The organism is Consotaella salsifontis (assembly GCF_900167365.1).
GTDB lineage: Bacteria > Pseudomonadota > Alphaproteobacteria > Rhizobiales > Rhizobiaceae > Consotaella > Consotaella salsifontis.
This window is the reverse complement of sequence record NZ_FUXL01000006.1, coordinates 242633-266503: the sequence shown is the minus strand read 5'-3', so window position 1 is coordinate 266503 and position 23871 is coordinate 242633. Positions and strand designations below refer to the sequence as shown.

21 protein-coding genes and 1 tRNA gene are annotated in these 23871 nt (G+C 62.4%); 15 read left to right on the top strand and 7 right to left on the bottom strand.

What is annotated here, in order from left to right:
• Nucleotides 1-47 precede the first annotated feature (47 nt).
• The 8 genes from ftsH to B5D38_RS11070 all read left to right on the top strand — a co-directional run bounded on the left by ftsH (nt 48) and on the right by B5D38_RS11070 (nt 12335).
• Complete coding sequence (ftsH, locus tag B5D38_RS11105; protein WP_078708478.1) at nt 48-1991, top strand: ATP-dependent zinc metalloprotease FtsH; 1944 nt, start codon at nt 48-50, stop codon at nt 1989-1991.
• 175 nt (nt 1992-2166) lie between these two features.
• A complete protein-coding gene (gene glmM / locus B5D38_RS11100; RefSeq protein WP_078708477.1) occupies nt 2167-3513 on the top strand; it encodes a phosphoglucosamine mutase in 1347 nt (448 codons plus the stop codon).
• 116 nt (nt 3514-3629) lie between these two features.
• The gene (locus tag B5D38_RS11095) at nt 3630-4493 is read left to right on the top strand and encodes an outer membrane protein (protein ID WP_078708476.1); all 864 of its coding nucleotides are present in this window, start codon (nt 3630-3632) and stop codon (nt 4491-4493) included.
• Between the two features lie 211 nt (nt 4494-4704).
• Nucleotides 4705-5334, top strand: coding sequence for an outer membrane protein (locus B5D38_RS11090; RefSeq protein ID WP_078708475.1), 630 nt, complete (start codon nt 4705-4707; stop codon nt 5332-5334).
• 167 nt (nt 5335-5501) lie between these two features.
• On the top strand, nt 5502-6677 hold the full coding sequence (locus tag B5D38_RS11085; protein WP_078708474.1) for a phosphoserine transaminase: 1176 nt from the start codon (nt 5502-5504) through the stop codon (nt 6675-6677).
• A 221-nt stretch (nt 6678-6898) separates the two neighbouring features.
• On the top strand, nt 6899-8491 hold the full coding sequence (gene serA / locus B5D38_RS11080) for a phosphoglycerate dehydrogenase (protein ID WP_078708512.1): 1593 nt from the start codon (nt 6899-6901) through the stop codon (nt 8489-8491).
• A 439-nt stretch (nt 8492-8930) separates the two neighbouring features.
• Entirely contained in the window at nt 8931-10223 is a 1293-nt protein-coding gene (locus B5D38_RS11075) for an adenylosuccinate synthase (RefSeq protein WP_078708473.1), read from the top strand.
• 51 nt (nt 10224-10274) lie between these two features.
• On the top strand, nt 10275-12335 hold the full coding sequence (locus B5D38_RS11070) for a hypothetical protein (RefSeq protein ID WP_078708472.1): 2061 nt from the start codon (nt 10275-10277) through the stop codon (nt 12333-12335).
• Nucleotides 12336-12458: 123 nt separating this feature from the next.
• Here B5D38_RS11070 and B5D38_RS11065 read toward each other — a convergent pair whose 3' ends face one another.
• The 3 genes from B5D38_RS11065 to B5D38_RS11055 all read right to left on the bottom strand — a co-directional run bounded on the left by B5D38_RS11065 (nt 12459) and on the right by B5D38_RS11055 (nt 15894).
• Nucleotides 12459-13379 carry an alpha/beta hydrolase gene (locus tag B5D38_RS11065; RefSeq protein ID WP_116002672.1) on the bottom strand — a complete coding sequence of 307 codons (921 nt, stop codon included), beginning with the start codon at nt 13377-13379 and terminating at the stop codon, nt 12459-12461.
• 420 nt (nt 13380-13799) lie between these two features.
• On the bottom strand, nt 13800-14705 hold the full coding sequence (rpoH, locus tag B5D38_RS11060) for an RNA polymerase sigma factor RpoH (RefSeq protein ID WP_078708470.1): 906 nt from the start codon (nt 14703-14705) through the stop codon (nt 13800-13802).
• Between the two features lie 181 nt (nt 14706-14886).
• Nucleotides 14887-15894, bottom strand: coding sequence for an RluA family pseudouridine synthase (locus B5D38_RS11055; protein ID WP_116002666.1), 1008 nt, complete (start codon nt 15892-15894; stop codon nt 14887-14889).
• 50 nt (nt 15895-15944) lie between these two features.
• Here B5D38_RS11055 and B5D38_RS11050 point away from each other — a divergent pair, with 50 nt between their 5' ends.
• Nucleotides 15945-16292: a hypothetical protein gene (locus tag B5D38_RS11050; RefSeq protein ID WP_078708468.1), complete on the top strand. Its 348-nt coding sequence runs from the start codon at nt 15945-15947 to the stop codon at nt 16290-16292.
• A 157-nt stretch (nt 16293-16449) separates the two neighbouring features.
• Nucleotides 16450-16525 (top strand) — tRNA-Glu (locus B5D38_RS11045).
• Nucleotides 16526-17045: 520 nt separating this feature from the next.
• On the opposite strand, the gene B5D38_RS11040 is transcribed toward B5D38_RS11045, so the two are convergent.
• Nucleotides 17046-17258 (bottom strand): hypothetical protein, encoded by a 213-nt coding sequence (locus B5D38_RS11040; protein ID WP_078708467.1) that lies wholly within the window; start codon nt 17256-17258, stop codon nt 17046-17048.
• 420 nt (nt 17259-17678) lie between these two features.
• Here B5D38_RS11040 and B5D38_RS11035 point away from each other — a divergent pair, with 420 nt between their 5' ends.
• Together B5D38_RS11035 and B5D38_RS11030 are read left to right on the top strand one after the other, a co-directional pair.
• Nucleotides 17679-17909 carry a hypothetical protein gene (locus B5D38_RS11035; protein ID WP_078708466.1) on the top strand — a complete coding sequence of 77 codons (231 nt, stop codon included), beginning with the start codon at nt 17679-17681 and terminating at the stop codon, nt 17907-17909.
• Between the two features lie 21 nt (nt 17910-17930).
• Nucleotides 17931-18773 (top strand): TrmH family RNA methyltransferase, encoded by an 843-nt coding sequence (locus tag B5D38_RS11030; RefSeq protein WP_078708465.1) that lies wholly within the window; start codon nt 17931-17933, stop codon nt 18771-18773.
• A gap of 49 nt (nt 18774-18822) precedes the next feature.
• Here the strand turns inward: B5D38_RS11030 and B5D38_RS11025 are convergent, their stop codons facing one another.
• Both B5D38_RS11025 and B5D38_RS11020 read right to left on the bottom strand, forming a co-directional pair.
• Nucleotides 18823-19929: a coiled-coil domain-containing protein gene (locus B5D38_RS11025; protein WP_078708464.1), complete on the bottom strand. Its 1107-nt coding sequence runs from the start codon at nt 19927-19929 to the stop codon at nt 18823-18825.
• Between the two features lie 215 nt (nt 19930-20144).
• Nucleotides 20145-20732 (bottom strand): DUF1134 domain-containing protein, encoded by a 588-nt coding sequence (locus tag B5D38_RS11020; protein WP_078708463.1) that lies wholly within the window; start codon nt 20730-20732, stop codon nt 20145-20147.
• 221 nt (nt 20733-20953) lie between these two features.
• On the opposite strand from B5D38_RS11020, the gene chpT reads away from it, so the two are divergent.
• Nucleotides 20954-21592: a histidine phosphotransferase ChpT gene (chpT, locus tag B5D38_RS11015; protein ID WP_078708462.1), complete on the top strand. Its 639-nt coding sequence runs from the start codon at nt 20954-20956 to the stop codon at nt 21590-21592.
• A 160-nt stretch (nt 21593-21752) separates the two neighbouring features.
• Nucleotides 21753-22127, top strand: a complete 375-nt coding sequence (locus B5D38_RS22205; RefSeq protein WP_165690837.1) for a response regulator — start codon at nt 21753-21755, stop codon at nt 22125-22127.
• A gap of 142 nt (nt 22128-22269) precedes the next feature.
• Here the strand turns inward: B5D38_RS22205 and ctrA are convergent, their stop codons facing one another.
• Nucleotides 22270-22965, bottom strand: coding sequence for a response regulator transcription factor CtrA (gene ctrA, locus B5D38_RS11005; RefSeq protein WP_078708460.1), 696 nt, complete (start codon nt 22963-22965; stop codon nt 22270-22272).
• 387 nt (nt 22966-23352) lie between these two features.
• On the opposite strand from ctrA, the gene B5D38_RS11000 reads away from it, so the two are divergent.
• Entirely contained in the window at nt 23353-23718 is a 366-nt protein-coding gene (locus B5D38_RS11000) for a flagellar export protein FliJ (RefSeq protein WP_078708459.1), read from the top strand.
• Nucleotides 23719-23871 lie beyond the last annotated feature (153 nt).

Sequence of the window (23871 nt, the reverse complement as noted above, 5' to 3'; positions counted from 1 at the left end):
GGCAGAAGCGCGTTCGAGAAAGATCTGCGCGAAACCCGGGACCTGAAATGAATCAGAATTTCCGCAATTTCGCTCTTTGGGCGATCATCGCGCTCCTGCTCATCGCGCTGTTTCAGCTGTTCTCGAACGGCTCGCCCACGGCAAGCGCGCGCGAGGTACCTTATTCGCAGTTTCTGAGCGATGTCGACTCGGGCCGGGTGCAGAAGGTGACCATCCAGGGCCAGCGCATCTCTGGCAGCTACACGGACGGGGCAAGTCCCTTCCAGACCTATTCGCCGGGCGATCCGCAACTGGTGAGCCGGCTGGAAAGCAAGAACGTCCAGATCAGCGCCAGCCCGCCCAGCGACAACACCAATCCTATCTGGTCGATGCTGCTTTCGTTCGGCCCGATCCTGCTCATCCTTGGCGTCTGGATCTTCCTGATGCGGCAGATGCAGGGCGGCGCCGGCGGCAAGGCCATGGGCTTCGGCAAGTCGAAGGCGAAGCTCCTGACCGAAACGCACGGCCGCGTGACGTTCCAGGACGTTGCGGGCGTGGACGAGGCCAAGCAGGATCTTGAGGAGATCGTTGAGTTCCTGCGCGAACCGCAGAAGTTCCAGCGGCTCGGCGGCAAGATTCCGCGCGGCGTTCTGCTCGTAGGCCCTCCGGGAACCGGCAAGACCCTTCTTGCGCGCTCGGTGGCCGGCGAGGCGAATGTTCCGTTCTTCACCATTTCAGGTTCCGACTTCGTCGAGATGTTCGTCGGCGTTGGCGCAAGCCGCGTGCGCGACATGTTCGAGCAGGCGAAGAAGAACAGCCCCTGCATCATCTTCATCGACGAGATCGACGCCGTCGGTCGCCATCGCGGCGCGGGCCTCGGCGGCGGCAACGACGAACGCGAGCAGACGCTGAATCAGCTTCTGGTCGAGATGGACGGCTTCGAGGCGAACGAGGGCATCATTCTGATCGCCGCGACCAACCGCCCCGATGTTCTCGACCCGGCGCTGCTGCGTCCAGGCCGTTTTGATCGGCAGGTCGTGGTGCCCAACCCGGACGTCGGCGGCCGCGAGAAGATCCTCAAGGTCCACGTGCGCAACGTGCCTTTGGCGCCGAACGTGGACCTTCGCACCATCGCGCGCGGTACGCCGGGCTTCTCCGGCGCTGATCTCGCGAACCTCGTCAACGAAGCCGCGCTGATGGCGGCGCGTCGTTCGAAGCGCCTCGTCACCATGCTGGAGTTCGAGGACGCCAAGGACAAGGTCTTGATGGGCGCCGAGCGTCGCTCCATGGCCATGACCGAGGAAGAGAAGCGGCTGACGGCCTATCATGAGGCCGGCCATGCTCTCGTGGGCATCCACGAGCCGTTCAACGATCCTCTGCATAAGGTCACGATTATTCCTCGCGGCCGTGCCCTCGGCGTGACGATGAACCTGCCCGAGCGTGATCGCTACGGAATGCGCAAGAACGAGATGGAGGCGCGCCTCTCGATGATCTTTGGCGGGCGCGCGGCCGAAGAGATCATCTTCGGGCCCGAAAACGTGACCACGGGCGCATCGAACGACATTCAGCAGGCGACCAACATGGCGCGGGCCATGGTGATGGAATATGGCATGAGCGACAAGCTCGGCCGGCTGCGGTACAAGCAGAACCAGGACGAGGTGTTTCTCGGTCATTCGGTCGCCCAGCAGCAGAACATGTCGGAAGACACCGCGCGGCTGATCGACTCGGAAGTTCGCCGGATCATCGAGGAATCCGAGAACAAGGCTCGCCGCATCCTCAACGAGCATATCGATGAGCTTCATACCCTTGCGCGGGGTCTGCTTGAGTATGAGACTCTTTCGGGCGACGAGGTTCGCGACCTGCTTGCCGGCCGTCCGCTTACCCGTGACATGGGCAATGACACGCCGCCTTCCCGCGGTTCGGCCGTTCCCAAGGCCGGCCCGGCGAAGCCGTCCGGTCCTCGCGACGGTGGCGAACCGGAAAGTGGCCTGGAGCCGCAACCCACGGCCTGAGCGACACCACGTCAAGGATCAAGAAGGCGGCTGGAGAACCCAGCCGCCTTTTTTGTGCCTCCTGTTCCGCTACTGCGTGTTCACCCATCGGTTGGCCTTAACATGCTTTGTTATTTGGTTTAGCGGGGGTGCTGGGCTAAGCGATCGCCGGAAATAAGCGTTAGGAATTTTTCCGATGAGCAGAAAGTATTTCGGCACCGATGGCATTAGAGGATTGGCGAACAAGCATCCGATGACGGCCGAGGTGGCGATGAAGGTCGGCATGGCCGCTGGCATTGCCTTTCATCGGGGCACTCATCGCCATCGCGTGGTGATCGGCAAGGACACGCGGCTTTCGGGATACATGCTGGAAAATGCGCTGGTGGCGGGCTTCACGGCAGCGGGGCTCGACGTCTTCCTTCTCGGCCCAATTCCAACGCCTGGCGTCGCGATGCTCACGCGCTCCCTTCGTGCCGATCTCGGCGTGATGATCTCCGCCTCGCACAATCCGTTTCATGACAACGGTATCAAGCTCTTCGGCCCTGATGGCTACAAGCTGTCGGACGAGATCGAGATGGAGATCGAGCGTCTGCTCGAACAGGACATATACCTGACGCTGCCACCCTCCCAGGATATCGGGCGCGCCAAGCGCGTCGAGGGTGACATTTACCGCTACATCGAGTTCGTCAAGCGCACCTTGCCGCGCGACGTGACCCTTCACGGTATGCGGGTGGCAATCGATTGTGCGAACGGGGCGGCCTATAAGGTTGCTCCGGCGGCGCTGTGGGAGCTCGGGGCGGAAGTCGTTACGGTTGGTATCGAGCCGAACGGAACGAACATCAATCTCGAATGCGGTTCGACCCATCCCGCAACCCTGCAGCGCAAAGTCCATGAGGTTCGTGCCGACATCGGGATCGCGCTCGACGGGGATGCGGATCGCGTCATTCTTGTCGACGAGAGGGGCGAGATCGTCGACGGGGATCAGTTGATGGCCGTGGTCGCTGAAAGCTGGGCCGAGGATGGCCGGCTCGCCGCCGGAGGTATCGTTGCCACCATCATGTCCAACCTTGGTCTCGAGCGCTTCCTCAACGGCCGCGGCATGGAGCTGGCGCGGACCAAGGTCGGCGACCGATACGTCGTCGAGCATATGCGCCAGCACGGCTATAACGTCGGTGGAGAACAGTCAGGTCACATCGTGCTTTCCGACTTCGGCACGACGGGCGATGGTCTGGTGGCCGCGCTGCAAATTCTGGCTGCCGTGAGGCAGACAGGAAAGACCGTGTCCGAGGTCTGCCGAAAGTTCGAGCCCGTGCCTCAGGTTCTGAAGAACGTGCGCTATTCCGGCGGCGAGCCGCTGGAGCGAGAGGCGGTCAAGCAGGCGATCGACGCTGGGCGTTTGCGGCTGGGCAATTCCGGGCGGATCGTCATCCGCCCCTCGGGAACGGAGCCTTTGATTCGCGTGATGGCAGAAGGCGACGATCCTGTCCTGGTGCGGGCGGTTGTCGACGACATCTGTGGCGCCCTGGATCGAGAGGCTGCCTGACCTTTCGTCATGGTGAAGCAACCGTTCCGGTAAACTTTGTTTTAACCATGTTCTTTTACTGTCCTCGATCAGACAGGCGCGGGACGCCGTCGTAACCGCTAGATCGGATACATGAGATGAAGCGCATTTCCGCCATCGCTACGCTGGCGCTCGGCCTAATGGCGGGAGCGTCCGCCGTTCAGGCCGCGGATATCATCGAGGATCAGCCCTACGTGCCTGAGGCCACTCCCGTTGTTCAAACCTCGGGATGGTACCTGCGCGGCGACGTCGGCACCAACTTCAAGTCGAAGACCGAAGGCAACTGGGACTACTACAACTGGGGCATGGGTGACGACGGTATCGACGACACCTACCATTACGATAAGCTGAACCTGAAGTCGGGCGTCCTGGCCGGGATCGGCGCGGGCTATCGGTTCAACGAGTTCCTGCGCACCGACGCGACGGTCGATTATTTCCACGCCAAGGTCGCGGGCTCTCGCGCTTGCCCCTACATGGTCAAGAACGCGCCCGATCACGGCTTCCTGCAGAACGACGACGAATGCAATTACGGCGATTCGTCCAAGGCCGACGTCTGGACGACGATGGCCAACCTCTATGTCGATCTGCCCTACTTCAACCGCTTCACCCCTTACGTCGGCGCCGGCGTCGGCGCGGCGTACGTCGACTACGACCGGTGGAACACCAAGGAAAACTGCCCCAACTGCCCGTCGTCCTACACCCCGTATCAAAACGGCAGCGAAGGCTCCTCCGACTGGCGCTGGGCAACCGCCCTCATGGCGGGCGCGAGCTATGACCTGACGAGCCAGCTCAAGCTCGACGTTGGATATCGCTTCCTTCATATCGGCAAGGGCGATGCCTTCGAGTTCGACGATCAGGGCCCGGCATCGGACAAGGCCAACGGCGCTTCCGGCGTTCAGATGCGCGACAACGGCTTCAACATCCATCAGGTGCGGGCGGGTCTGCGGTACGAGTTCTTCTGATTCGACCGACCTTCAACGTTGAAGAAAGCCGCTTTCGGAAGAGGGCGGCTTTCTTCGTTTCTGCGCTTCGAAGAGAGCCGTGCCGCCCCAGAGCCAAGGTTCTGCTTAACCAGCCATTAGGGTTAATGGAGTGTTAAGCATTCTCGGGCAGTCTTCTCCGCGAACAGGCCGCCGCCGCGCGGCCCTCCATTCCATTGAGGACCTGATCACGATGAAGGCTCTTCTCGCCTCTCTCTTCATCTCAGCGGCGGCTCTTTCCGTATTCCCCGGCGAGGGAGCGAAGGCCGCGGACCTGATGTCGGCGCCGATCTACGAGACGGCGCCAGAGATTCAGCCGGTCGAGGTAGGCACCGGCTGGTATCTTCGCGGAGACGTCTCCTATGACGCCGACATCTCCTCCGATCGCCTCGATCTCGAGAAGAACGCGAGCTACGACCTCGGCTTCGGCTATCGCTTCACCGACTATCTGCGCGGGGATGTGACCGCGACCTATTCGAAGACCGACGTTCGCTTCAATGATGCTGCGATTGCCGTCGACGATCTCGAGACCTGGGAACTGATGGCCAACGCCTATGTCGACCTCGGCACGTTTGTCGGCTTCACGCCTTATGTCGGCGGCGGCGTGGGCGGCGTGAACGTCGAATATGACAATGGCGACAACTACAAGTCCGATTGGCGTCTCGGCTACGCGCTCATGGCCGGTGTCGCCTATGACATCTCGCGCAACCTGAAGCTCGATGTCGGCTATCGCTATCTGGATGTCGAGAAGCAGGACAAGTCCTGGGACGACGGGTTTGGGCGGCACGAAATCAAGGCCGGGCTGCGCTATTCGCTCTGGTAGGATTGCTTCCTCTTTGGGAATGACGGGCGGCGGGGCGACGGCTCCGCCGCTTTTTTGTGTCTCGGAGGCAGAAAATGGAGCTTGACCGGAGGGGGCGTCCGTCGTAGCTCCATATGCGGGACACTCCTCCCCAACGAGGGGCGCCTATCTGTAAGGGTAGCTACAAGATGACAAATCATCCGAAGCCGGCAGTGCGTCCGGCCAATCCCCGCTTTTCTTCTGGACCTTGTGCCAAGCGCCCCGGCTGGTCGTTCGCCGCGCTCCAAGACGCAGCTCTTGGACTGTCGCATCGTGCGAAGATCGGCAAGGCCAAACTCGCCAAGGCCATCGATGACACGCGTGAGGTTCTCGGCGTTCCCGCCGACTACCGTATCGGCATCGTGCCCGCGTCCGATACGGGCGCGGTGGAGATGGCGCTGTGGTCGCTTCTCGGCGCGCGCGGCGTCGACATGCTCGCCTGGGAATCCTTCGGCGCCGGCTGGGTCACCGATGTCGCCAAGCAGCTGAAGCTGACCGACGCGCGCATCTTCGAGGCGCCCTATGGTGAGATCGTCGACTTTTCCAAGGTCGATTTCGATCGCGACGTCGTCTTCACCTGGAACGGCACCACCTCCGGCGTGCGTCTGCCGAATGGCGACGTGATCCCCGCCGACCGCAAGGGACTGACGATTTGCGACGCGACCTCGGCGGCCTTCGCTCAGGACCTGCCGTATGACAAGCTCGACGTCGTCACCTTCTCCTGGCAGAAGGCTCTGGGCGGCGAGGCAGCTCACGGCATCATCATTTTGTCTCCCCGCGCCGTCGAGCGTCTTGAGACCTACAAGCCTGCCTGGCCGCTGCCGAAGATTTTCCGCCTCACCAAGGGCGGAAAGCTGATCGAGGGCATCTTCAAGGGCGAGACGATCAACACGCCGTCGATGCTCTGCGTCGAGGACTATCTCGACGCGCTGGCCTGGTCGAAGTCGATCGGCGGGCTCGATGCCCTGAAGGCTCGCGCCGACGCCAATCTCGCGGTGGTCGAGCGCTTCGTCGCAGCTAATCCGTGGATCGGCTTCCTGGCAAAAACGGCCGACATCCGATCAAATACGTCGGTCTGTCTGACTTTTACCGATCCGGATGTGAAGGCTCTTCCCGAAGCTGACCTCGCGGCGTTTGCCAAGGGTGTTGCCGCGCGGCTTGAGAAGGAAGGCGCCGCTTTCGACATCGGCGCTTATCGCGATGCACCGGCGGGCCTGCGCATCTGGTGTGGTTCCACAGTCGAGACGTCCGACGTGGAAGCGTTGATGCCGTGGCTCGCCTGGGCCTTCGCCGAGCAGAAGGCCAGCATCGCCAAGGCGGCGTAGGTCGCTGCGCGTTTCTCGCGTTCCCAGTTGTTGGCGTTCGTCGATCTTCAGCTAATCAGGCTGAGGGTCGGCGCAGGAATATCCTCAAAATTCAGTCCGATCGACCAGGGGTGCCGCCGTTGAGGCTCGTAATCCCCCTTGTCATGAATGATCAAGGGATGCGGCCGGTGACGGCCGCGGCCGTTGGCGTTCCGTCTTTTTCTTTTTCCGAAGGGCTTTCGATGGCACCGCGCGTTCTCGTTTCCGACAAGCTTTCCACAACCGCTGTCCAGATCTTCAAGGATCGCGGCGTCGAGGTCGACTATCTTCCTGACGTCGGCAAGGACAAGGAAAAGCTTCTCGAAATCATCGGCCAGTATGACGGTCTGGCCATTCGCTCCGCGACGAAAGTGACCGAAAAGGTCATCGCGGCGGCCGGGCGCCTCAGGGTCATCGGCCGCGCCGGCATCGGTGTCGACAACGTCGATATTCCCTCGGCCTCGCGCAAGGGCATCATCGTGATGAATACGCCTTTCGGCAATTCCATCACGACCGCCGAGCACGCCATCGCCATGATGTTCGGACTGGCGCGCCAGCTGCCGGCCGCCGATGCCTCGACGCAGGCGGGCAAATGGGAAAAGAACCGCTTCATGGGCATCGAGATCACCGGCAAGACGCTTGGCATCATCGGTTGCGGCAATATCGGATCGATCGTGGCGACGCGCGCGGTGGGCTTGAAGATGAAGGTCATCGCTTACGATCCCTTCCTTTCGACGGATCGGGCGGCACATCTGGGGGTCGAGAAGGTCGAGCTCGATGAACTTTTCCACCGCGCCGACTTCATCACCCTTCACACGCCGCTGACCGACAAGACGCGCGGCGTGATCGATGCCGATGCGATCGCGATGATGAAGCGGGGCGTGCGTATCATTAATTGCGCGCGGGGCGGTTTGGTCGTCGAGGCTGATCTGGTGGAAGGGTTGAAGAGCGGCAAAGTGGCGGGCGCGGCGATCGACGTGTTCGAGACGGAGCCGGCGGTCGATAGCCCGCTCTTCGGCATGGAGAACGTCATCTGCACGCCGCATCTTGGCGCTTCGACGCAGGAAGCCCAGGAGAACGTGGCGCTTCAGGTCGCCGAGCAGATGGCGGATTACCTCATCGAAGGCGCGGTTTCCAACGCGCTCAACATGCCGTCGATCTCCGCCGAGGAGGCGCCGATCCTGACGCCGTTCGTCAAGCTGGCCGAAATCCTTGGCTCGTTCGCTGGGCAGGTGACGGAAAGCCCGATCCAGGAGATCGAGATTCTCTACGACGGCATCACCGCTGGCATGAACACCAAGGCGCTGACCAGCGCTGCGGTCGCCGGGCTCCTGAAGCCGCTCGTCCAGACCGTCAACATGGTTTCGGCGCCCATCATGGCCAAGGAGCGCGGGATCCGACTTTCCGAGGTGCGGCGCGACAAGACCGGCGTCTTCGACGGCTACATCAAGGTCACTGTCACGACGGAGAAGCAGACCCGGTCCATCGCCGGCACCTGCTTCCAGGACGGCAAGCCCCGCTTCATCCAGATCAAGGGCATCAACATGGAGGCCGAGGTCGGCCGCTACATGCTCTACACGACCAATCGCGACACGCCCGGCGTCATCGGCCAGCTCGGCACGGCCTTCGGCAAGAACGGCGTCAACATCGCCAACTTCCAGCTCGGCCGCGACGAGCAGGGCGGCAACGCCATCGCTCTTCTCTATCTCGACGAGCCGCTGAGCGATGAATTCCTGGCGGAAGTGCGTGCTCTCGCTGGTATCGGCCAGGCCAAGCCTCTGGTCTTCGACGTCTGACCACGACGCTTGAAAGCAAAATGGGATATCGAATCCGGATGTCGCTCTAACGCGCTGACTGGGCATGACCTTTTTCGGAAGGTCATGTGGCCTTTGAGCGTCATGCTCCGGAATGAAATATGATAGATAGAATCCGGATTTTGCTTCAACGCTTTGTTTTGGCGTGAAGTTCTCTTGAAGTTCACTCGGCTTTCGTGCGGGCGGGCCGGCGGTAAGGGGGGATGAACCTCTCCTTGCCGCCGGCCTCTGTATCTGGATCATGGCTTGGCGGATGCATTCTTCGTCGGCCGCGACGGGATGGCGGTGGCGCGGCTGACGAAAAATGGTTTTCCGCGGCCCGCTGACCAGGGAAAACCAGCGTTGCGGCCTCGCATCGTGACGCCGGCTTCACTATAGTCCGCCGTCGTGGCGCAGGGACCTGACGCCGGAAGGAGAAATCATGGCAAACGTCGTCGTCATCGGTTCGCAGTGGGGTGACGAAGGGAAGGGCAAGATCGTCGATTGGCTCTCGGAGAGGGCCGATGTTATCGTTCGCTTCCAGGGGGGGCACAATGCCGGCCATACCTTGGTGGTCGACGGCGTGTCCTACAAGCTCTCGCTTCTGCCGTCCGGCGTGGTTCGGGAAGGCAAGCTCTCGGTCATCGGCAACGGCGTCGTTTTTGATCCCCATGCGTTTCTCGCCGAGAAGAAGCGCGTCGAGGCGCTGGGCGTCACGATCGCTCCTGACCGCCTGCGAATCGCGGACAACGCCGCCTTGATTCTGTCTCTCCACAGGGAACTGGACCAGATCCGGGAAAGCGCCGCTAGCGGCACGCGCATCGGCACGACCGGCCGAGGCATCGGCCCCGCCTATGAGGACAAGGTGGGACGGCGGGCCATCCGGGTGATGGACCTCGCCGAACTCGACGTTCTGCCCGAGCGGGTCGAGCGGCTTCTGGCGCACCACAATCCGCTACGGCGTGGGCTGGGGCAGCCGGAGGTCAAAACCGAGACGATCCTGGAGGAGCTGACGTCGGTGGCTGGCGAGATCGCGCCATATATCGACCGCGTTTGGCATCTGCTGGACGAGCGGCGTCGGCGCGGCGATCGCATCCTCTTCGAGGGCGCGCAGGGAACCCTTCTGGACATCGATCACGGCACCTATCCCTTCGTCACTTCATCCAACACGGTCTCGGGACAGGCGGCGGCGGGTTCTGGCCTCGGGCCCGGGGCTGTCGGCTTCGTCCTCGGCATCGTCAAGGCCTACACGACCCGCGTCGGCGAGGGGCCATTCCCGACCGAGCAGGACAACGAGGTCGGGCAATTCCTTGGAGAGCGCGGACGCGAGTTTGGAACCGTCACCGGGCGTAAGCGTCGCTGCGGCTGGTTCGACGCCGTGTTGGTGCGCCAGGCGGTTGCGCTCAACGGCCTACACGGGATGGCGCTGACCAAGCTCGACGTGCTGGATGGTTTGGACGAGATCAAGATCTGCGTCGGCTATCGGCTGGACGGGCACGAGATCGACTACCTGCCGGCAAATCTCGCGGCGCAGCTCCGAGTGGAGCCTGTCTACGAGGTTCTGGAGGGGTGGAAGGAGTCGACCGCCGGCGCCCGGCGCTGGAGCGATCTTCCCGCGGCGGCCGTGAAATATGTCCGGCACATCGAAGAACTCGTGGGCGCTCCTGTCACGCTTTTGTCAACCTCTCCAGAGAGAGAGGACACGATACTTGTTCGTGATCCCTTCGAAGACTAAGCATCGACGGTTTTTCACGACAGAGTCACAGCAAGCGAGCGACCGAAATCCATGGCGGATTTGAGCGCGGTTCTGCGCAAGACAATCGACGGGCTCCCCCACCAGACGCCGCAATTGCGCGCCAAGGTCTACGAAAGGGCCCGGGCCGCGATCGTTCGGCAAGTGGAGGCGGCAAACCCACCTCTGGCCGAAGCCGTGGCGGCTGCGCGCATGTCGGCGCTGGAAGACGCCATCGAGCGCACCGAAGAGCATTATCGCGCGGCTGAAGCGGAGCCTGCGCCGGCCGAGATCGAGCCGGCGAGGGAAGAGCCGTCGGCCATCGAGCCCGATGATACTCCGGATGAGGCGCCGGCGCCGACCGAGCCCGCTGAGCCGGACCAAGCGCCGATGTCTCCGGAGCCTCCCAGGCCGGTGGCACCGCCGCCGCCGATGAGACCGAGATCGATGGCGACTCCGCGTCCCGTGGCGGCGCCGTCTCCCTATGCTCCGGCGTCTGAAGCCGAGCGGCCCCGCGTTGCGCCCGAGCCGCCGCAATCTTCCGACCATTATGCGGACGATGCGCAGGCTTACGTCGAAGAGCGATATGCTCCTTCTCCAGAGCCGGAGGATAACGAGCCGGCGCCGCCCGTCAGCCGGCAGACCTGGGAGAGCTATCGTCCTCTCAAGCGTCATCCGGAACCGGCTGCCGCCCCCACTCAGCCGTCGCGGAGCCCCGCTGTTCCTCAGCCCTATGAGGACGAGCCGGAGCCGTCGACCCATGACGCCCCGGTCTTCGTCGACGAGCCGGAGGAGCCTGAGAACTATCTTCCCGAGTCTCACTCTTACGCCGTCGGTCGGCAGTCTCGTAACGACTACGAGATCGACGGCCAGGGTGACGCGGAAGCGGAGACCGATGAAGGCGGCTTCAGGGGAGAGTACGAGCGGGACCACGATGATGGGGAAGAAAACCGCTACGTCTCCGAGCAGATACCGCCTGCCGATCTCGAGGCACCGCGTATGTCGCGGCGGCGCGGGCCGAGCGCGAGGACCCTGGCCTCCATCGGGATCGGCGTGGTGTTGATCGCTGGCGGCGCGCTCGCATGGGCCTATCGCAGCTCTTGGGAAGGCCTTCTCATCGACGAGGCGCCGCAAGCTCCACAGGTGGCGACCACTTCGACGGGCGGCTCGCCTGCCGCTACGCCTCCGTCTGCGGGGCAGGCCAGTTCGGAGGCTCCCTCGGCCACCGCGCCAGGTGGAACCGAGCCGGCTTCGCCGGGCGCGGGTGCCGATGGCGAAACAGACCAGGTGGCCTCTGCAGCAACACAGGGGGGGGCCAAGCGCCGCTTCACGCAGCGCCTTCTGCCCGACGGCACTGAGGTCGATGAAGGCCCTGCCGAGCCGAACACCAATGCCTTCGACGAAGGAACCAATATCGCTGCCGCTTCGCCGGAACCCTCGGCGGAACCGACACCTTCGACCCAGCCGCCGGCAACCAATGCGCCAAACAACGGCCAGTCAGAGACGAGCACACCGCCGCCGGCTGCGAGCGACACGGCGACGCCTCCCGCCGCGCAGGGAGTGCCTGTCGCTCAGAACGGCATGTTCTATGAGGAACGGTCGCAGACCGAACCGGGTCGCCAGCAGCCTGCGCAGGTGGTCTGGAGCTTGGTCAACGAGCCTCCTGCGGACGGAGAGCCGGCCGAACCGGCAATCCGCGCCGTTGCTGATGTCTCGGAAATCAACCTCAAGATGACGATGACGATCCGGCGGAACACGGACGTGACGCTGCCGGCAAGCCACGTTATCGAGCTCAACTTCGACGTTCCTCCGGATTTTCCTGGCGGACAGATCGCCAATATCCAGCGGCTGGCGCTGAAGCCATCGGAGCAGTCGCGAGGCGAGCCGCTGGTCGGTGTGGCCGGCAAGATCTCGGATGGCTTCTTCATCATCGCCCTCAACGATCTCGATCAGGCGGTGAAGACCAATCTACAGCTTTTGAAGAATCAGGAGTGGATCGACATCCCCATTTCCTATTCGAATGGGCGCCGGGCCTTGTTGTCGATCGAGAAGGGTGTTCCGGGCGACCGCGTGTTCGAGCAGGCGTTCGACGCTTGGTCCGCCGCCAAGACTTGATCGTCGTGTCGGGACCCGTGTGGTTCCGTGCGGATGTGCGCGACTTGACGATGAAGGGCGGCCTTAGTGCCGTCCTTCATCCGTTTCATCGATGCATTGTGAGGCATCGCCGGAGCGAGCCGCTCACTTGAGAATGCCGATTCGCTGCATCCATGCAGTGCAGAGCGCCGGCCAGTATTCGCCGGCCGGCAGTCCTGCGGCGCGCACGATGCCGAAGCCGTGTCCGCCTTCCATGAAGACGTGCATCTCGGCCGCCACGCCCGCCTTTCTCAGAGCCGAGAAGAGCCGGATCGAGTTTTCCGGCGGCACGGCCGGATCGTCGTCTGCAAGGACAATGAACGTCTTCGGCGTGTCGCCTGTGACATGCTTGTCGGGTGAGTACTCTTCGATCAGCGCTGGGCTTGGGTCCTTGCCGATGAGGTTGGTGCGCGACTCCAGGTGGGTCACGTCGGCATCCATCGAGACCACCGGATAGCCAAGGATCGCGAAATCGGGTCGGGCGCTGACCTTGTCGGTCTCGTCGATCGGCTCATAGACCTTCTTGTCGAAGCCGGTGATCAGCGATGCTCCGAGATGGCCCGCTGCCGAAAAGCCCATGAAGCCGATCCGCTGGGGGTCGAGGTTCCATTCGGAAGCATGCTCCCGGATCAGGCGAACAGCCCGTTGGCCGTCCTCAAGCGGCACGTCCTTGCCGTCGGCGTGGCCCTCGGCGGGAAGGCGATAGGTCATGAGAAAGACGGTGATGCCGAGCGGACGCAACCAGTCGACTATCTCCTGGCCTTCCTTGTCGAGCACCACCCGTGCGTAGGCCCCGCCTGGCGCGACGATCATTGCAGTGCCATTTGGGTGTTCGGGAACAATGGCCGTCAGCGAAGGCGCAATTATCCCGGTGAGAGCCCTGTCCGCCTGAAAGAGTGTCTTGCTGCGCTCGGTGATCGTCGGCGTGGCCTTGCTGGCTTCCGTTCCGGGCGGCACCGACGGCCACAGTTCGATAACCTGCTTGTTGGCAAGCGCCTCAGCGTGCGCCGGCGTCGCGGGAGTCATTCCGATCAAACCTCCCAGCCCGAGGGAAAGCGCTATCGCCGCGCCCAGTCCAAGTTTTTGCGTTCCAATGAAATCCACGGTGATCCTCCAATATCCTAGAATTCTAATATCCAAGATACGAATGGAAGCTATCCCTGGGACGTCGGGGGCGGAAGGTGGATGCATAGGAGTATGACGGAATGCCGCAGGGCTGGGTGCGACGCACCTTCAGGTCAGAAGGCCAAAGAGCCTCGAGATCGCGAGGCGGGGGCCGTAGATTGCGGCTGTTGCGGTGCGCCACAGGTCATGCGGATCTTCAGCCAGTTCATCCAATAGGCCGGCGACACGCGACGCAACGGCCTAGCCTCCGATATGCGAAAGGCCCCGGCGTTGTACACGCCGGGGCCTTTCGCTCAATCTGATTTGCGATCTTTTGGGCAACTAGGCCGTTTCAAGCGCCCTCGGCTGCCGCTCGGCCTGCTCGGCGGATTCACGGACAGCCTTCTGAACCTTTTCGAAGGCGCGAACCTCGATCTGCCGCACGCGCTCGCGGCTGATGTCGAATTCGCTCGACAGGGCCTCCAGCGTCAGCGGCTCTTCGGCCAGACGACGTGCCTCGAAAATGCGGCGCTCGCGTTCGTTGAGGACGCCCATGGCATCCTGAAGCATGGTGCGCCGTTGTTCGAGCTCATCCTGCTCGGCCAGCATCTGCTCCTGGCTTTCCGACTGATCGACCAGCCAATCCTGCCATTCGCCAGACTCTCCTTCCGTCGCGCGAATCGGCGAGTTGAGCGATGCATCGCCGGAGAGGCGGCGATTCATCGAAATCACCTCGTCCTCACTCACGCCGAGCTGTGTGGCGATCTGGTTCACTTGATCGGGCTTCAGATCGCCTTCCTCAAGCGCCTGGAGCCTGCTCTTCATCTTCCGAAGGTTGAAGAACAGCCGCTTCTGGTTCGCAGTGGTGCCCATCTTCACCAGGCTCCAGGATCGCAGGATGTATTCCTGGATCGAAGCCTTGATCCACCACATGGCGTAGGTCGCGAGGCGGAACCCCCGCTCCGGATCGAAGCGCTTGACCGCCTGCATGAGGCCGACATTGCCTTCGGATATCACTTCTCCCACGGGCAAGCCGTAGCCGCGATAGCCCATCGCGATCTTGGCGACCAACCGCAAATGGCTGGTGACAAGTCGGTGAGCCGCGTCACGATCGCCATGCTCGGCGTAACGCTTCGCGAGCATGTACTCTTCCTGCGGCTCGAGCATGGGGAAGCGCCGAATTTCGTCGAGATAGCGGCTGAGGCCGCCTTCTCCGGAAGCGATTGTCGGCAAATTGATCTGGGCCATGATGCACCCTCCTTGAACGGTGCCGCTTCATGCGAAGCCGGCATTTTCACAGGCTGCCCACAAGGCCAGCCCGCGATCTCGTCGTTCGAAACTTATCCTGTGAATCCAAGTCACAAATAGGGCGGTCGCTGAAGCGCGACATTCTCCCGCACTCTGCGGGATTCTGCCCATTCTTCGTGAGCTACTCAATATGGGAACTGCGAAGGCCCATAACAAGTTCCTGCATATCGCGCGGAAGACCAGTTTCAAATTGTAGCTTTTCATTGCTCTCCGGGTGGACGAATGCGAGACGGAATGCGTGCAACGCCTGTCGCCTGAACGCCGCCACGCTGGCCTGAGCGCGCTCGTCCAAAGTGCCGATCTTGGTGCGAAAGCCTCGCCCATAGGTCTCGTCGCCGATCAGTGGATGGCCGAGGTGCGTCATATGGACGCGAATCTGATGGGTGCGTCCAGTTTCCAGCCGGCACTCCACCAGAGCCACCGCGCCTTGGGCGAGGGATTCTTTCACATGATAGTGAGTGACCGCATGGCGCGCGTCCGGCCTCTCAGACCTAGCCACCTCCCGCTTCGTGCGGTCGCCCGTCGCCCGCGCCAGAGGCGCATCGATAACGCCTGACGCGCGCGCCGGCACACCCCAAACCAGGGCGAGATACGCTCTTTCCAGTCGGCCATCCGCGCCATGCGCGGCAAACTGCTCGGCAAGGCCGCGATGGGTCACGTCGTTCTTAGCAACGACCATGATGCCGCTGGTGTCCTTGTCCAGGCGATGGACAATGCCCGGTCGCCTGACGCCGCCGATGCCCGAGAGGCTGTCGCCGCAATGAGCCAGCAGCGCGTTGACGAGCGTCCCGGACCAGTTGCCGGGAGCAGGATGAACGACGAGCCCTGCCGGCTTGTCGACGACGATGAGCGAATCGTCCTCATAAAGGATCGAGAGCGGGATTTCCTCAGCTTGCGGTTCGGGGGCGGTAGAAGCGGGGAGGGACAGAACAACGGTCTCGCCTTCCTCCATGCGGCGCCGGACGAGACGCACGACCTCTCCATCGACCCGTACGGCACCTTCTTCGATGAGCGCCTGGATGCGGCTGCGCGACAGCGTTTCGCGAAATTCCAGGGCGAGAACGCGGTCGAGGCGCTGCCCCGCTGCATCGCCGGAAATCGTCAGAACGCTTGCCTCGCGCTCTGTCAGACCTGTAGGACGGTTGCCGATCGGACACCCCTAGTCGATGTGAAGAAGATATGGATCGAACAGACGAACCCGAGACGCCGCTGGATCCGGCTGCCGAGATTCTCCGCCGCCGCATGGTGCGTCTGCTTGCCGTCTCCATCGGCGTCATGGCCGTGGGCTTTATGACTGTCGTGGGCGTGATTGTCTACAGGGCGACGCGACCTGTCGAAGCCCCTGCGTTCGCGGCAAAAGGGGAGCCCTTCGCGGTCGATCTGCCGGCCGGAACGGTAGTGCGCGACGTCTCTCTCGATGGCGACCGCGCGCTTCTTCATGTCGGCGGCGAAGGCGGCGAGGGGATGATCCTGATGGATCTTTCCACAGGCGCCGTTCTCGCACGATACGCCTTTCCTGGCCGCTGAAGTCTATGGAAATGCGGGCCTTTGCCAGCGGCGTGGCTTCGGCCCTGCGGCCAGCGGCGGATGGGCTGGGGCGTAAAATCCATGCTTGTCCAGGAAAGACGCGAAAAGCGCTTGCGTTCGGAAAGCTCGCCGACTATATCGACCCGGCAACCGAGACGCTCCCATCGTCTAGCGGTCTAGGACGTCGCCCTCTCACGGCGAAAACAGGGGTTCGAGTCCCCTTGGGAGTACCATTCTCTTCAATATGATCTTTTCATAATGAAGGGGCGACCGCCCTTGGCCGTCGTCTGCTAGTCTCGTGCATTCTCCAATTTCTCTCTGGCGACCCCAATTCTATCGGTGGTTTTTGCAGTTCATTATGAGCGCATAGCCGCACGGTAATCCGCGCCTGGGGCGCTTGTCATCGAGGGGCTCTGGGACGTCTATCGTTTTAACCGTCGCAGGGGCGGTCGCGCACGTCGTCCATCGAAGCGAGCGGTCAGTGGCTGCGATTTTTCCATCAGATTGAGCGGCCGGAACGTCCCCTTGAGAATACCGGCACGACAGGGCCGGCGGAAACCCCAGGGAAAGAAGTCGCGGTTAGGGTCATCCTCAACGCATGCTGAACGGGATGATGAGAATGGCCAAACGAACCCGCTCCGCCGCCGCGAAGAAACCGCGAGGCTGGAAGTTGCTTCCGGCGAGCGGCTGGCTGGTGGCCGCAGGCATCGCCGTGGCATGGATCGGCCCTGGCTCTTTGTCGCAAGGGGTTACTCAGTCCGTCGGGCTGATGCCTCGCAACTGGCAAGCCTCGTTGCCGGCGTCGTGGCGCCCGGCGCCGCGCCGCCCTGCGAGAACCTTCACCACTCCCGAGGTGGCGCGAACCGACCGGACGGACGCGATCAGACCAGAGAGGACAGGGCCGGTTACCTCCCATCCGGCGAAGACTGTCGCATCGTTTTCACCGGCCCCAACGTCGAACGCCAAGGACGATGCACCGCACCTCGCCAGGATCGATCCGCGTCCTTCGCGGGCGAAGGAGAACGAGGCCCGGCGGCGCAATGTGCCATTGCCTGCGCAACGTCCGATTTTCCGTCGTGCCAGCGGGGGAGAGGCGCTAGCGGTACACGCGGCCCGGCCCGTCGCTGTGGCCGCAAGCGGGCCCACGCCGCCGGACATGGTGCCTCTCGGCGTACGGACGGTGACGCCCATCGGCGGCCCTTCCATTCCTGCCGGGCTTGTTGGCGGGCTCATCGCACCGTCGCAACCGCCGGCGCCGATCATCGGCGCATCGCGCCAGGGAAGGAACTGACGTCGAGCAGCGACTGAACTTGCGACTGCCTCGCGAAAACTTTTTCGCCTCCCGCGAGTTGTACGGGCAGCGAAACATTTTCAGCGAGAGTCTCCATGAAGACCCGGCTCATCATCGCAGTAATCATCTATGGTGTCATCCAAGCGGTCGTCTTTGGCGCTATGACCATCCTGGTCCTGTCGTTTCCGTCGATCAAGGAAAGCTGGACTTGGCTGATGCCGTCAGTGACCATCGTGAGCTTCCTGGTGGCTATCCCCATCGCGTGGATGATTGCGCCGCGGATGCAGGCTCGCTATTGGCGTCGCGGCGAACACTATCAGGCTTGATATCCTCACTCAGGGATAGGAATGAACGACAGCACCGGGGCCGCGACTCGCACTTCGCCGGTTATTGCGATCGACAACCCGGAAGATGAGCGCATCTCCGTCTTCCGGAACGTGCGGGAACGGGATGTCGTCGGCCGGAACGGGTTCATCGCCGAGGGCACCGTCGTACTCGAACGGTTGCTCGCGTCACCGCACTTTCGGCCGACATGCCTGCTGATTCTGAAAAACCGGTTGGCCGGCATCGAACCCTTGCTCCACAGCGTTCCCGCTGACGTGCCGATCTACATTGCGGACCGGAGCGTGATGAACTTGATTGCCGGCTTCCCGGTGCATCGTGGCGTTCTGGCTCATGGCGAGCCGGCAGGCGCCGACCCAGGCATCGACGTTGCGCTCGCGAGCCTCGCAGTCCGAAGAAAAACAGTCGTCTGCCTGATCGGCCTCGCCAACCATGACAACATGGGCGCGGTGTTTCGCAACGCAGCCGCGTTCGAGGCGGGGGCTGTCCTGATTGATCGGAGCTGCTGCGATCCGTTCTACCGAAAGGCCATCCGCGTTTCGGTGGGGCAGGTTTTCCACATTCCAATCCTGCGGTTCGAAACCCCTGCGGAAATGCTGGCGGCTTTGATGAGGCATGGCTTTGAGGTGCTTGCCCTCACGCCTCGCGGCGGCGAAGCCGTGTCCGGGTTCGTGCCGAATGGAGCGACTGCGCTCGTCCTCGGAACAGAGGGGGAGGGACTGTCGCCGGATATTCTCGAGCGCACGAGAACCGCGAGGATCGAGATATCACCGCAGGTCGACAGCCTGAACGTCGCCACGGCGGCGGCGCTGGTGCTGCACCACATCTTCACCCGAAAGCAGCAGTAGGAGCCGCTGAGCGCGACTTCCGACGGTCCATGCACGAGGCGTATGCCATCTACGCCTGATCGTCGCCTTCGTGCCCTCCGCTCGTGTTCGAGGGCCGGTAGCCGGGCGGCGGCAATTTCTGCCGGTCCCGCTCGGCAAGGGTGCGAACGCGTTCGGCCAGGCTCGGGGCGCCACTCGCATCGCGCTCCGGCACGGCATCCGCCGAATCGCCAACCATCGGCGAAAGCGGGGAAGCGGGTCCTTCGGCCAGCGCGGTGAGACGGATGACGCGCGCTGCGATATCGCCAATGCGATCGCGAATGGCTTCTTCATCGAGCGTTCCGTTTGCTTCGGAGCGCTGAACTGCATCTCTCAAGGATCGGCTGCGGGTCGTGAGTTCGTTGGCTTGGTGTCGAAAACTGCCTTCGACACCTGGATTGATGTCGCTCCGAAGGCGTTCGATTTCCTCGTCCCGATCTGCGATGAGCGAAAGCTGTCTTTCGAGCTTTTCCGCGAGTGACGCCGCGTGGGTCTTTTCCCTTTTCAGGCTTGCCTCCAGGCTGGCCGCGTCGGCCTTCGCGCGTTGTCCGGATTCTTCAAGCTCGCGAATGCGCTTTTCCGCCGATCGCAGGCTGTCGGCGGATCTTTCCTGCTTGGTCTCCAAAGCGACGATGGCAACCTTGCGCTCCTCGGCGATATCGGCAAGGTCGCGGAAGCGTTTGTCCAGAATGGCAAGGTCGTCGGTTCGGGAGGCGAGATCGCTCCTGGTTGAATCGAGCGCGCTCGCCAACCTCTCGTTTTCCTCTGCCTGCGAGGCCACATCCGATCGCAGGGACGCGATTTCCTCGTTCAACTCCGCGATCCGGCGCTCCAGCGCTCTTCCCTGAATGCGCAGGTCGGCGTTCTCAATGATCACCCGCCCGGCCTCGGCTCTTTCCCGCGCCGCCCGTTCGGCAGTTTCCTCGGCCGCGATCTCCTGTCGGCGAACCGAAGCGGCCGCTTCTGCCCGAACGAAGTCCATCTGCCCGCGAATTTCGTTGCTTGTCGTAGGAACCGATGCCTCAAAGTCGCGCCAGGCAAAAAACTGAGCCTTGCGCCACAGGATAGGGGCGAGCAGCAACCCCGCCAGAGTGGCGACGAAGAAACCGAGAAGGAAGAGCAGGGCGAGCGCGAGCATGGGTAACTTCTAGCAAAGATCGGCACGAATCCGCGCCCCGCGCCGCCGGTCGATGCCGACTGGTCGCAACGCGGCCGATCCTTGAGAGATTAGAGGGCGCGACAGCCTCTTTGGCAACTGGTCGCGCCAATGCGCGATGCCCGCCGCGATCGGCGGGGCACCGCGCCTGTACGGCGAGTATTGCAGGACTGCCCGAGAAGGCAAGGAACCGTCGATCAGAACGGGTTCCAGGTCGGCATCGGCGTGATCTTCAGATAGCCCAGGTTGAGGCCGAGGCGCGCGCCCACGCCGGTCTTCACCGGAACGATGACGATGTCGTTTCGCTCCAGGACCGTCATGCCGGCCCCGCCCACCAGATAGGCGCTGCCCGACACGCCGCCGAAGCGGCCAAACATTGCCTCCACCGAAGGGAGATCATAGACGAGCATCATGGTGCGGGCGCCGTCGCCGCCGACATCGAAGCCGAGCGAGGGGCCCTGCCAGAACACGCGGTGCTGGCCCGCGTTCTTGGTGAACAGCGTGCCCTCGCCGAAACGTGCTCCGGCGAAGAAGGCACCGCCGGCCTCTTCGCCCAGAATGTAGCCATTCGGCAGTCCGTAGCGCTGGAAGGCCCGCTCGATAAGCTTGGCAAGGCTGCCGGAGGTGGTGCCGAAGAAGCGATGACCTTCTGAGACGATCTCGTCCATGGTGTAGGACGATTGCTGCTGCTGTGCATATGCTGGCGCTTCGACCGCGACGACTGCGCCGAGGGCGAAAGCTCCGGCGACGACGATACCGCGCAAGCGCTTGCAGAAATCGAGCATCGTTGATCCTTTCATGGGTCGGAGGCGATGGATGGCCCGCCAGCGCGTCAAGCGGGCGCTCTCTCTTCACTGCATTTGACCCGAACATGGTTGCCAAAGGACTAACGCCGCTTTGCGGACTTGCCTTCGGTTGACGGGAAGGTTCGGTCGACTCATTCTGCGCCGACATCTCTGCCGCCGATTCGCGGCTCTGCTGCATCATTCCGGAGACCATTCCCGATATGGCCAACCTTCCAGATGTTTCGGCGCCTGATCTGGCGGCCCTGCTGGCCAGCCGCCTTTGCCATGACATCATCTCGCCTGTTGGCGCGATCCAGAGCGGGCTCGAACTTCTCGAAGAAATGCCGGACGATCCGGACGCGATGGCCCTGGTGCGCTCATCGACGAAAAGCGCGGTGGCGAAGCTGCAGTTCGCCCGCATCGCCTTCGGCGCTTCCGGATCGCCTCAGGCCTCGCTCGATCTCGGCGACGCCCGGTCCGTCGCAGAGGGCTTCATGGGGTTCGAGAAGCCGACGCTCACCTGGAACGGCGAGCGCGCCTATGTCGCCAAGAACCTCGCCAAGACCCTGCTCAATCTGATCGTGGTGGCGAATTCCTGCCTGCCGCGCGGCGGCACCATCGACGTGTCGGTGGAGACACCTGAGACGGATCCGCGCTTTACGCTCGTGATATCGGGGCCGCGCCTCCGCGTGCCTGAGCGGTTCCTCATCATGCTGAACGGCAAGGGCCTTGAGGAGCCGTTGGATTCCTATGGCATCCAACCCTACTATGCGCTTCTGCTGGCCCAGGAAACCGGCCTTGGTATTGAGGTGTCGGTCGAAGGGGAAACTGCTCGGATCGTTGCCGCCAAGAAGGCCTGAGCAAGACGCGGCCTTTCGCGTCGGCTCGAGCCTAGGGGCGCTCCTTCGCCCCGGGCGCGGGTTTGACGCGGTCGATTCACGAAATGTTACGGCGCCCATGCCATTGATGGTGCTTCGGTCGACGAGTATTCGTTGGTTGGCCGGTAGCGGCGAGGGCGACATGCACACCTGTCTCGTGGTCGATGAATCAGAGGTCATCCGCAAGGTGGCTGCGCGGATCATGTTCCAGATGGGCATGGTGGTGGATGGCGCCGAGTCGGCTGATGCGGCCCTGAAGGTTCTGCGAGAGGGCGCAATGCCCGATCTCATCATCGTTGCCGGCACGCTTCCCGATCAGTCTGGAGAGGACGCTGTCCGCGCGATCCGCTCGCTCCCATCCGGAGAGCGCCCGGTGATCCTTGGGCTTTTGGTGGACGAGAATCTCGGGAAGATGACCCGGCTGAAGCGCGCGGGCGCGAATGGCTTCATCTACAAGCCGTTCGATCGAGAGCGGCTGGCCGGCTGGCTTTCGCCCTATATCGGAGCGGCCGCCTGATCGGCGGGCACGGCTGCGGCCGTTTGATTTTGCGGAAGCAGAAATCGGCATTCCAAAAACACGAAGACCCGGCGCCAAGACGGCAAACCGGGTCTTTCGTCGGCTCGAACGGCGGGGGCGGACCGCCGTCAGCCGATGCCACTCAGGCGGCGCGGGTGTCCTGATCCGGCTCACGCAGCACATAGCCGCGGCCCCAGACCGTCTCGATGTAGTTCTTGCCGTCGGTGGCGTTGGCCAGCTTCTTGCGCAGCTTGCAGATGAAGACGTCGATGATCTTCAGCTCAGGCTCGTCCATGCCACCATAGAGGTGGTTGAGGAACATTTCCTTGGTCAGCGTGGTGCCCTTGCGCAGCGAAAGCAGCTCGAGCATCGCATATTCCTTGCCCGTCAGATGGACGCGCTGACCGTTCACTTCCACGGTCTTGGCATCCAGATTGACGGTGAGATCGCCCGTGACGATGACCGACTGGGCATGGCCCTTGGAGCGACGAACGATGGCATGGATGCGCGCGACGAGCTCGTCCTTGTGGAAGGGCTTCGTCATGTAATCGTCGGCACCGAAGCCGAGGCCGCGAACCTTATCCTCAATGCCGGCCATGCCGGAGAGGATCAGGATCGGCGTCTTCACCTTTGAAAGACGAAGGGTGCGCAAAACCTCGTAACCCGACATGTCCGGCAGGTTCAAATCCAGCAGGATAATGTCGTAGTCATACAACTTGCCGAGGTCGACGCCTTCTTCCCCAAGGTCGGTCGTATAGACATTAAAGCTCTCGGACTTCAGCATGAGCTCAATGCTTTGAGCTACAGCGCTGTCATCTTCAATTAAAAGAACGCGCATACTAACTTCCTCTCAGCCGCCCTACCGAAAGCCACAATTCCGGCAAGATTATTTGTTTGAGCTATCCGCATGCCCATTCTTGGCATGGAATGGTTAACAAAACATCTTTGCCCATCATAGGCAGCTTTCCGCGGCGAACACCGCGGCCACTTTTGACCGACGTTCGAACTGCTCCTCCTGTGGCAGCTTTCGCTTTCGGTGGAACCCGCTGTCATTGCGGTGTCCGAACGTGATCGATTTACCCGGCCTTAAATCCTCGTCCCTATGATTAACGGTGCGCGTAAACAGACGGTTAAGAGCATTACCTGACGAGGCTTGCCTGAAACCGCCGCGAACCTAAGACGGGACCGTTTTTTTACGGATTCCTGACAATGTGGGATACGGAACATGAAGCGGGACAACCTCGTGCGCCTCACGCGCTTCAAAGTTAATGAGAAGCGCCGGCAGGTCGAGCAGCTTGATCTGATGATGGCCGAATTCGAGAAAATGGCTACAGAGCTCGACGCTCAGATTGCTTCCGAGGAAAAAAAGTCAGGCATAACGGACGTTACCCATTTCGCTTATCCGACCTTCGCCAAGGCGGCGCGGGCTCGCCGCGACAATCTCATGAATTCGGTCAAGGATCTGAGGGTCCAAATCAACGCGGCTCGGATCGCTCTCGAGGAGGCTGAGGCCGAGCTAGAGAATGCCGAGAAGCTGGAGCAGCGCGATCATCATCGCGAGGAAGACGACCGGCGTCCACTCACCGCCTGAGGGAGGGCTGCCGCTAAAGCGGCGCTTTGGCGCGAACATCATGATAGGGGCGGCCGAGCTCAGGCCGCCTTTTTTGCGTCTGTGTGGGCCGGAAAAGGCGACCCTGGCTCTGGCAAGGTAGATCCCGACGTCCTGTCCGGTCGCTGTCGATCT

What these genes read in the sequence shown, in the direction of transcription:
- ftsH (WP_078708478.1), top strand. Translation starts at nt 48, where the DNA reads ATGAATCAGAATTTCCGCAATTTCGCTCTTTGGGCGATCATCGCGCTC.
- glmM (WP_078708477.1), top strand. Translation starts at nt 2,167, where the DNA reads ATGAGCAGAAAGTATTTCGGCACCGATGGCATTAGAGGATTGGCGAAC.
- B5D38_RS11095 (WP_078708476.1), top strand. Translation starts at nt 3,630, where the DNA reads ATGAAGCGCATTTCCGCCATCGCTACGCTGGCGCTCGGCCTAATGGCG.
- B5D38_RS11090 (WP_078708475.1), top strand. Translation starts at nt 4,705, where the DNA reads ATGAAGGCTCTTCTCGCCTCTCTCTTCATCTCAGCGGCGGCTCTTTCC.
- B5D38_RS11085 (WP_078708474.1), top strand. Translation starts at nt 5,502, where the DNA reads ATGACAAATCATCCGAAGCCGGCAGTGCGTCCGGCCAATCCCCGCTTT.
- serA (WP_078708512.1), top strand. Translation starts at nt 6,899, where the DNA reads ATGGCACCGCGCGTTCTCGTTTCCGACAAGCTTTCCACAACCGCTGTC.
- B5D38_RS11075 (WP_078708473.1), top strand. Translation starts at nt 8,931, where the DNA reads ATGGCAAACGTCGTCGTCATCGGTTCGCAGTGGGGTGACGAAGGGAAG.
- B5D38_RS11070 (WP_078708472.1), top strand. Translation starts at nt 10,275, where the DNA reads ATGGCGGATTTGAGCGCGGTTCTGCGCAAGACAATCGACGGGCTCCCC.
- B5D38_RS11065 (WP_116002672.1), bottom strand. Translation starts at nt 13,379, where the DNA reads ATGACTCCCGCGACGCCGGCGCACGCTGAGGCGCTTGCCAACAAGCAG.
- rpoH (WP_078708470.1), bottom strand. Translation starts at nt 14,705, where the DNA reads ATGGCCCAGATCAATTTGCCGACAATCGCTTCCGGAGAAGGCGGCCTC.
- B5D38_RS11050 (WP_078708468.1), top strand. Translation starts at nt 15,945, where the DNA reads ATGGATCGAACAGACGAACCCGAGACGCCGCTGGATCCGGCTGCCGAG.
- B5D38_RS11035 (WP_078708466.1), top strand. Translation starts at nt 17,679, where the DNA reads ATGAAGACCCGGCTCATCATCGCAGTAATCATCTATGGTGTCATCCAA.
- B5D38_RS11030 (WP_078708465.1), top strand. Translation starts at nt 17,931, where the DNA reads ATGAACGACAGCACCGGGGCCGCGACTCGCACTTCGCCGGTTATTGCG.
- B5D38_RS11025 (WP_078708464.1), bottom strand. Translation starts at nt 19,929, where the DNA reads ATGCTCGCGCTCGCCCTGCTCTTCCTTCTCGGTTTCTTCGTCGCCACT.
- B5D38_RS11020 (WP_078708463.1), bottom strand. Translation starts at nt 20,732, where the DNA reads ATGCTCGATTTCTGCAAGCGCTTGCGCGGTATCGTCGTCGCCGGAGCT.
- chpT (WP_078708462.1), top strand. Translation starts at nt 20,954, where the DNA reads ATGGCCAACCTTCCAGATGTTTCGGCGCCTGATCTGGCGGCCCTGCTG.
- B5D38_RS22205 (WP_165690837.1), top strand. Translation starts at nt 21,753, where the DNA reads ATGCACACCTGTCTCGTGGTCGATGAATCAGAGGTCATCCGCAAGGTG.
- ctrA (WP_078708460.1), bottom strand. Translation starts at nt 22,965, where the DNA reads ATGCGCGTTCTTTTAATTGAAGATGACAGCGCTGTAGCTCAAAGCATT.
- B5D38_RS11000 (WP_078708459.1), top strand. Translation starts at nt 23,353, where the DNA reads ATGAAGCGGGACAACCTCGTGCGCCTCACGCGCTTCAAAGTTAATGAG.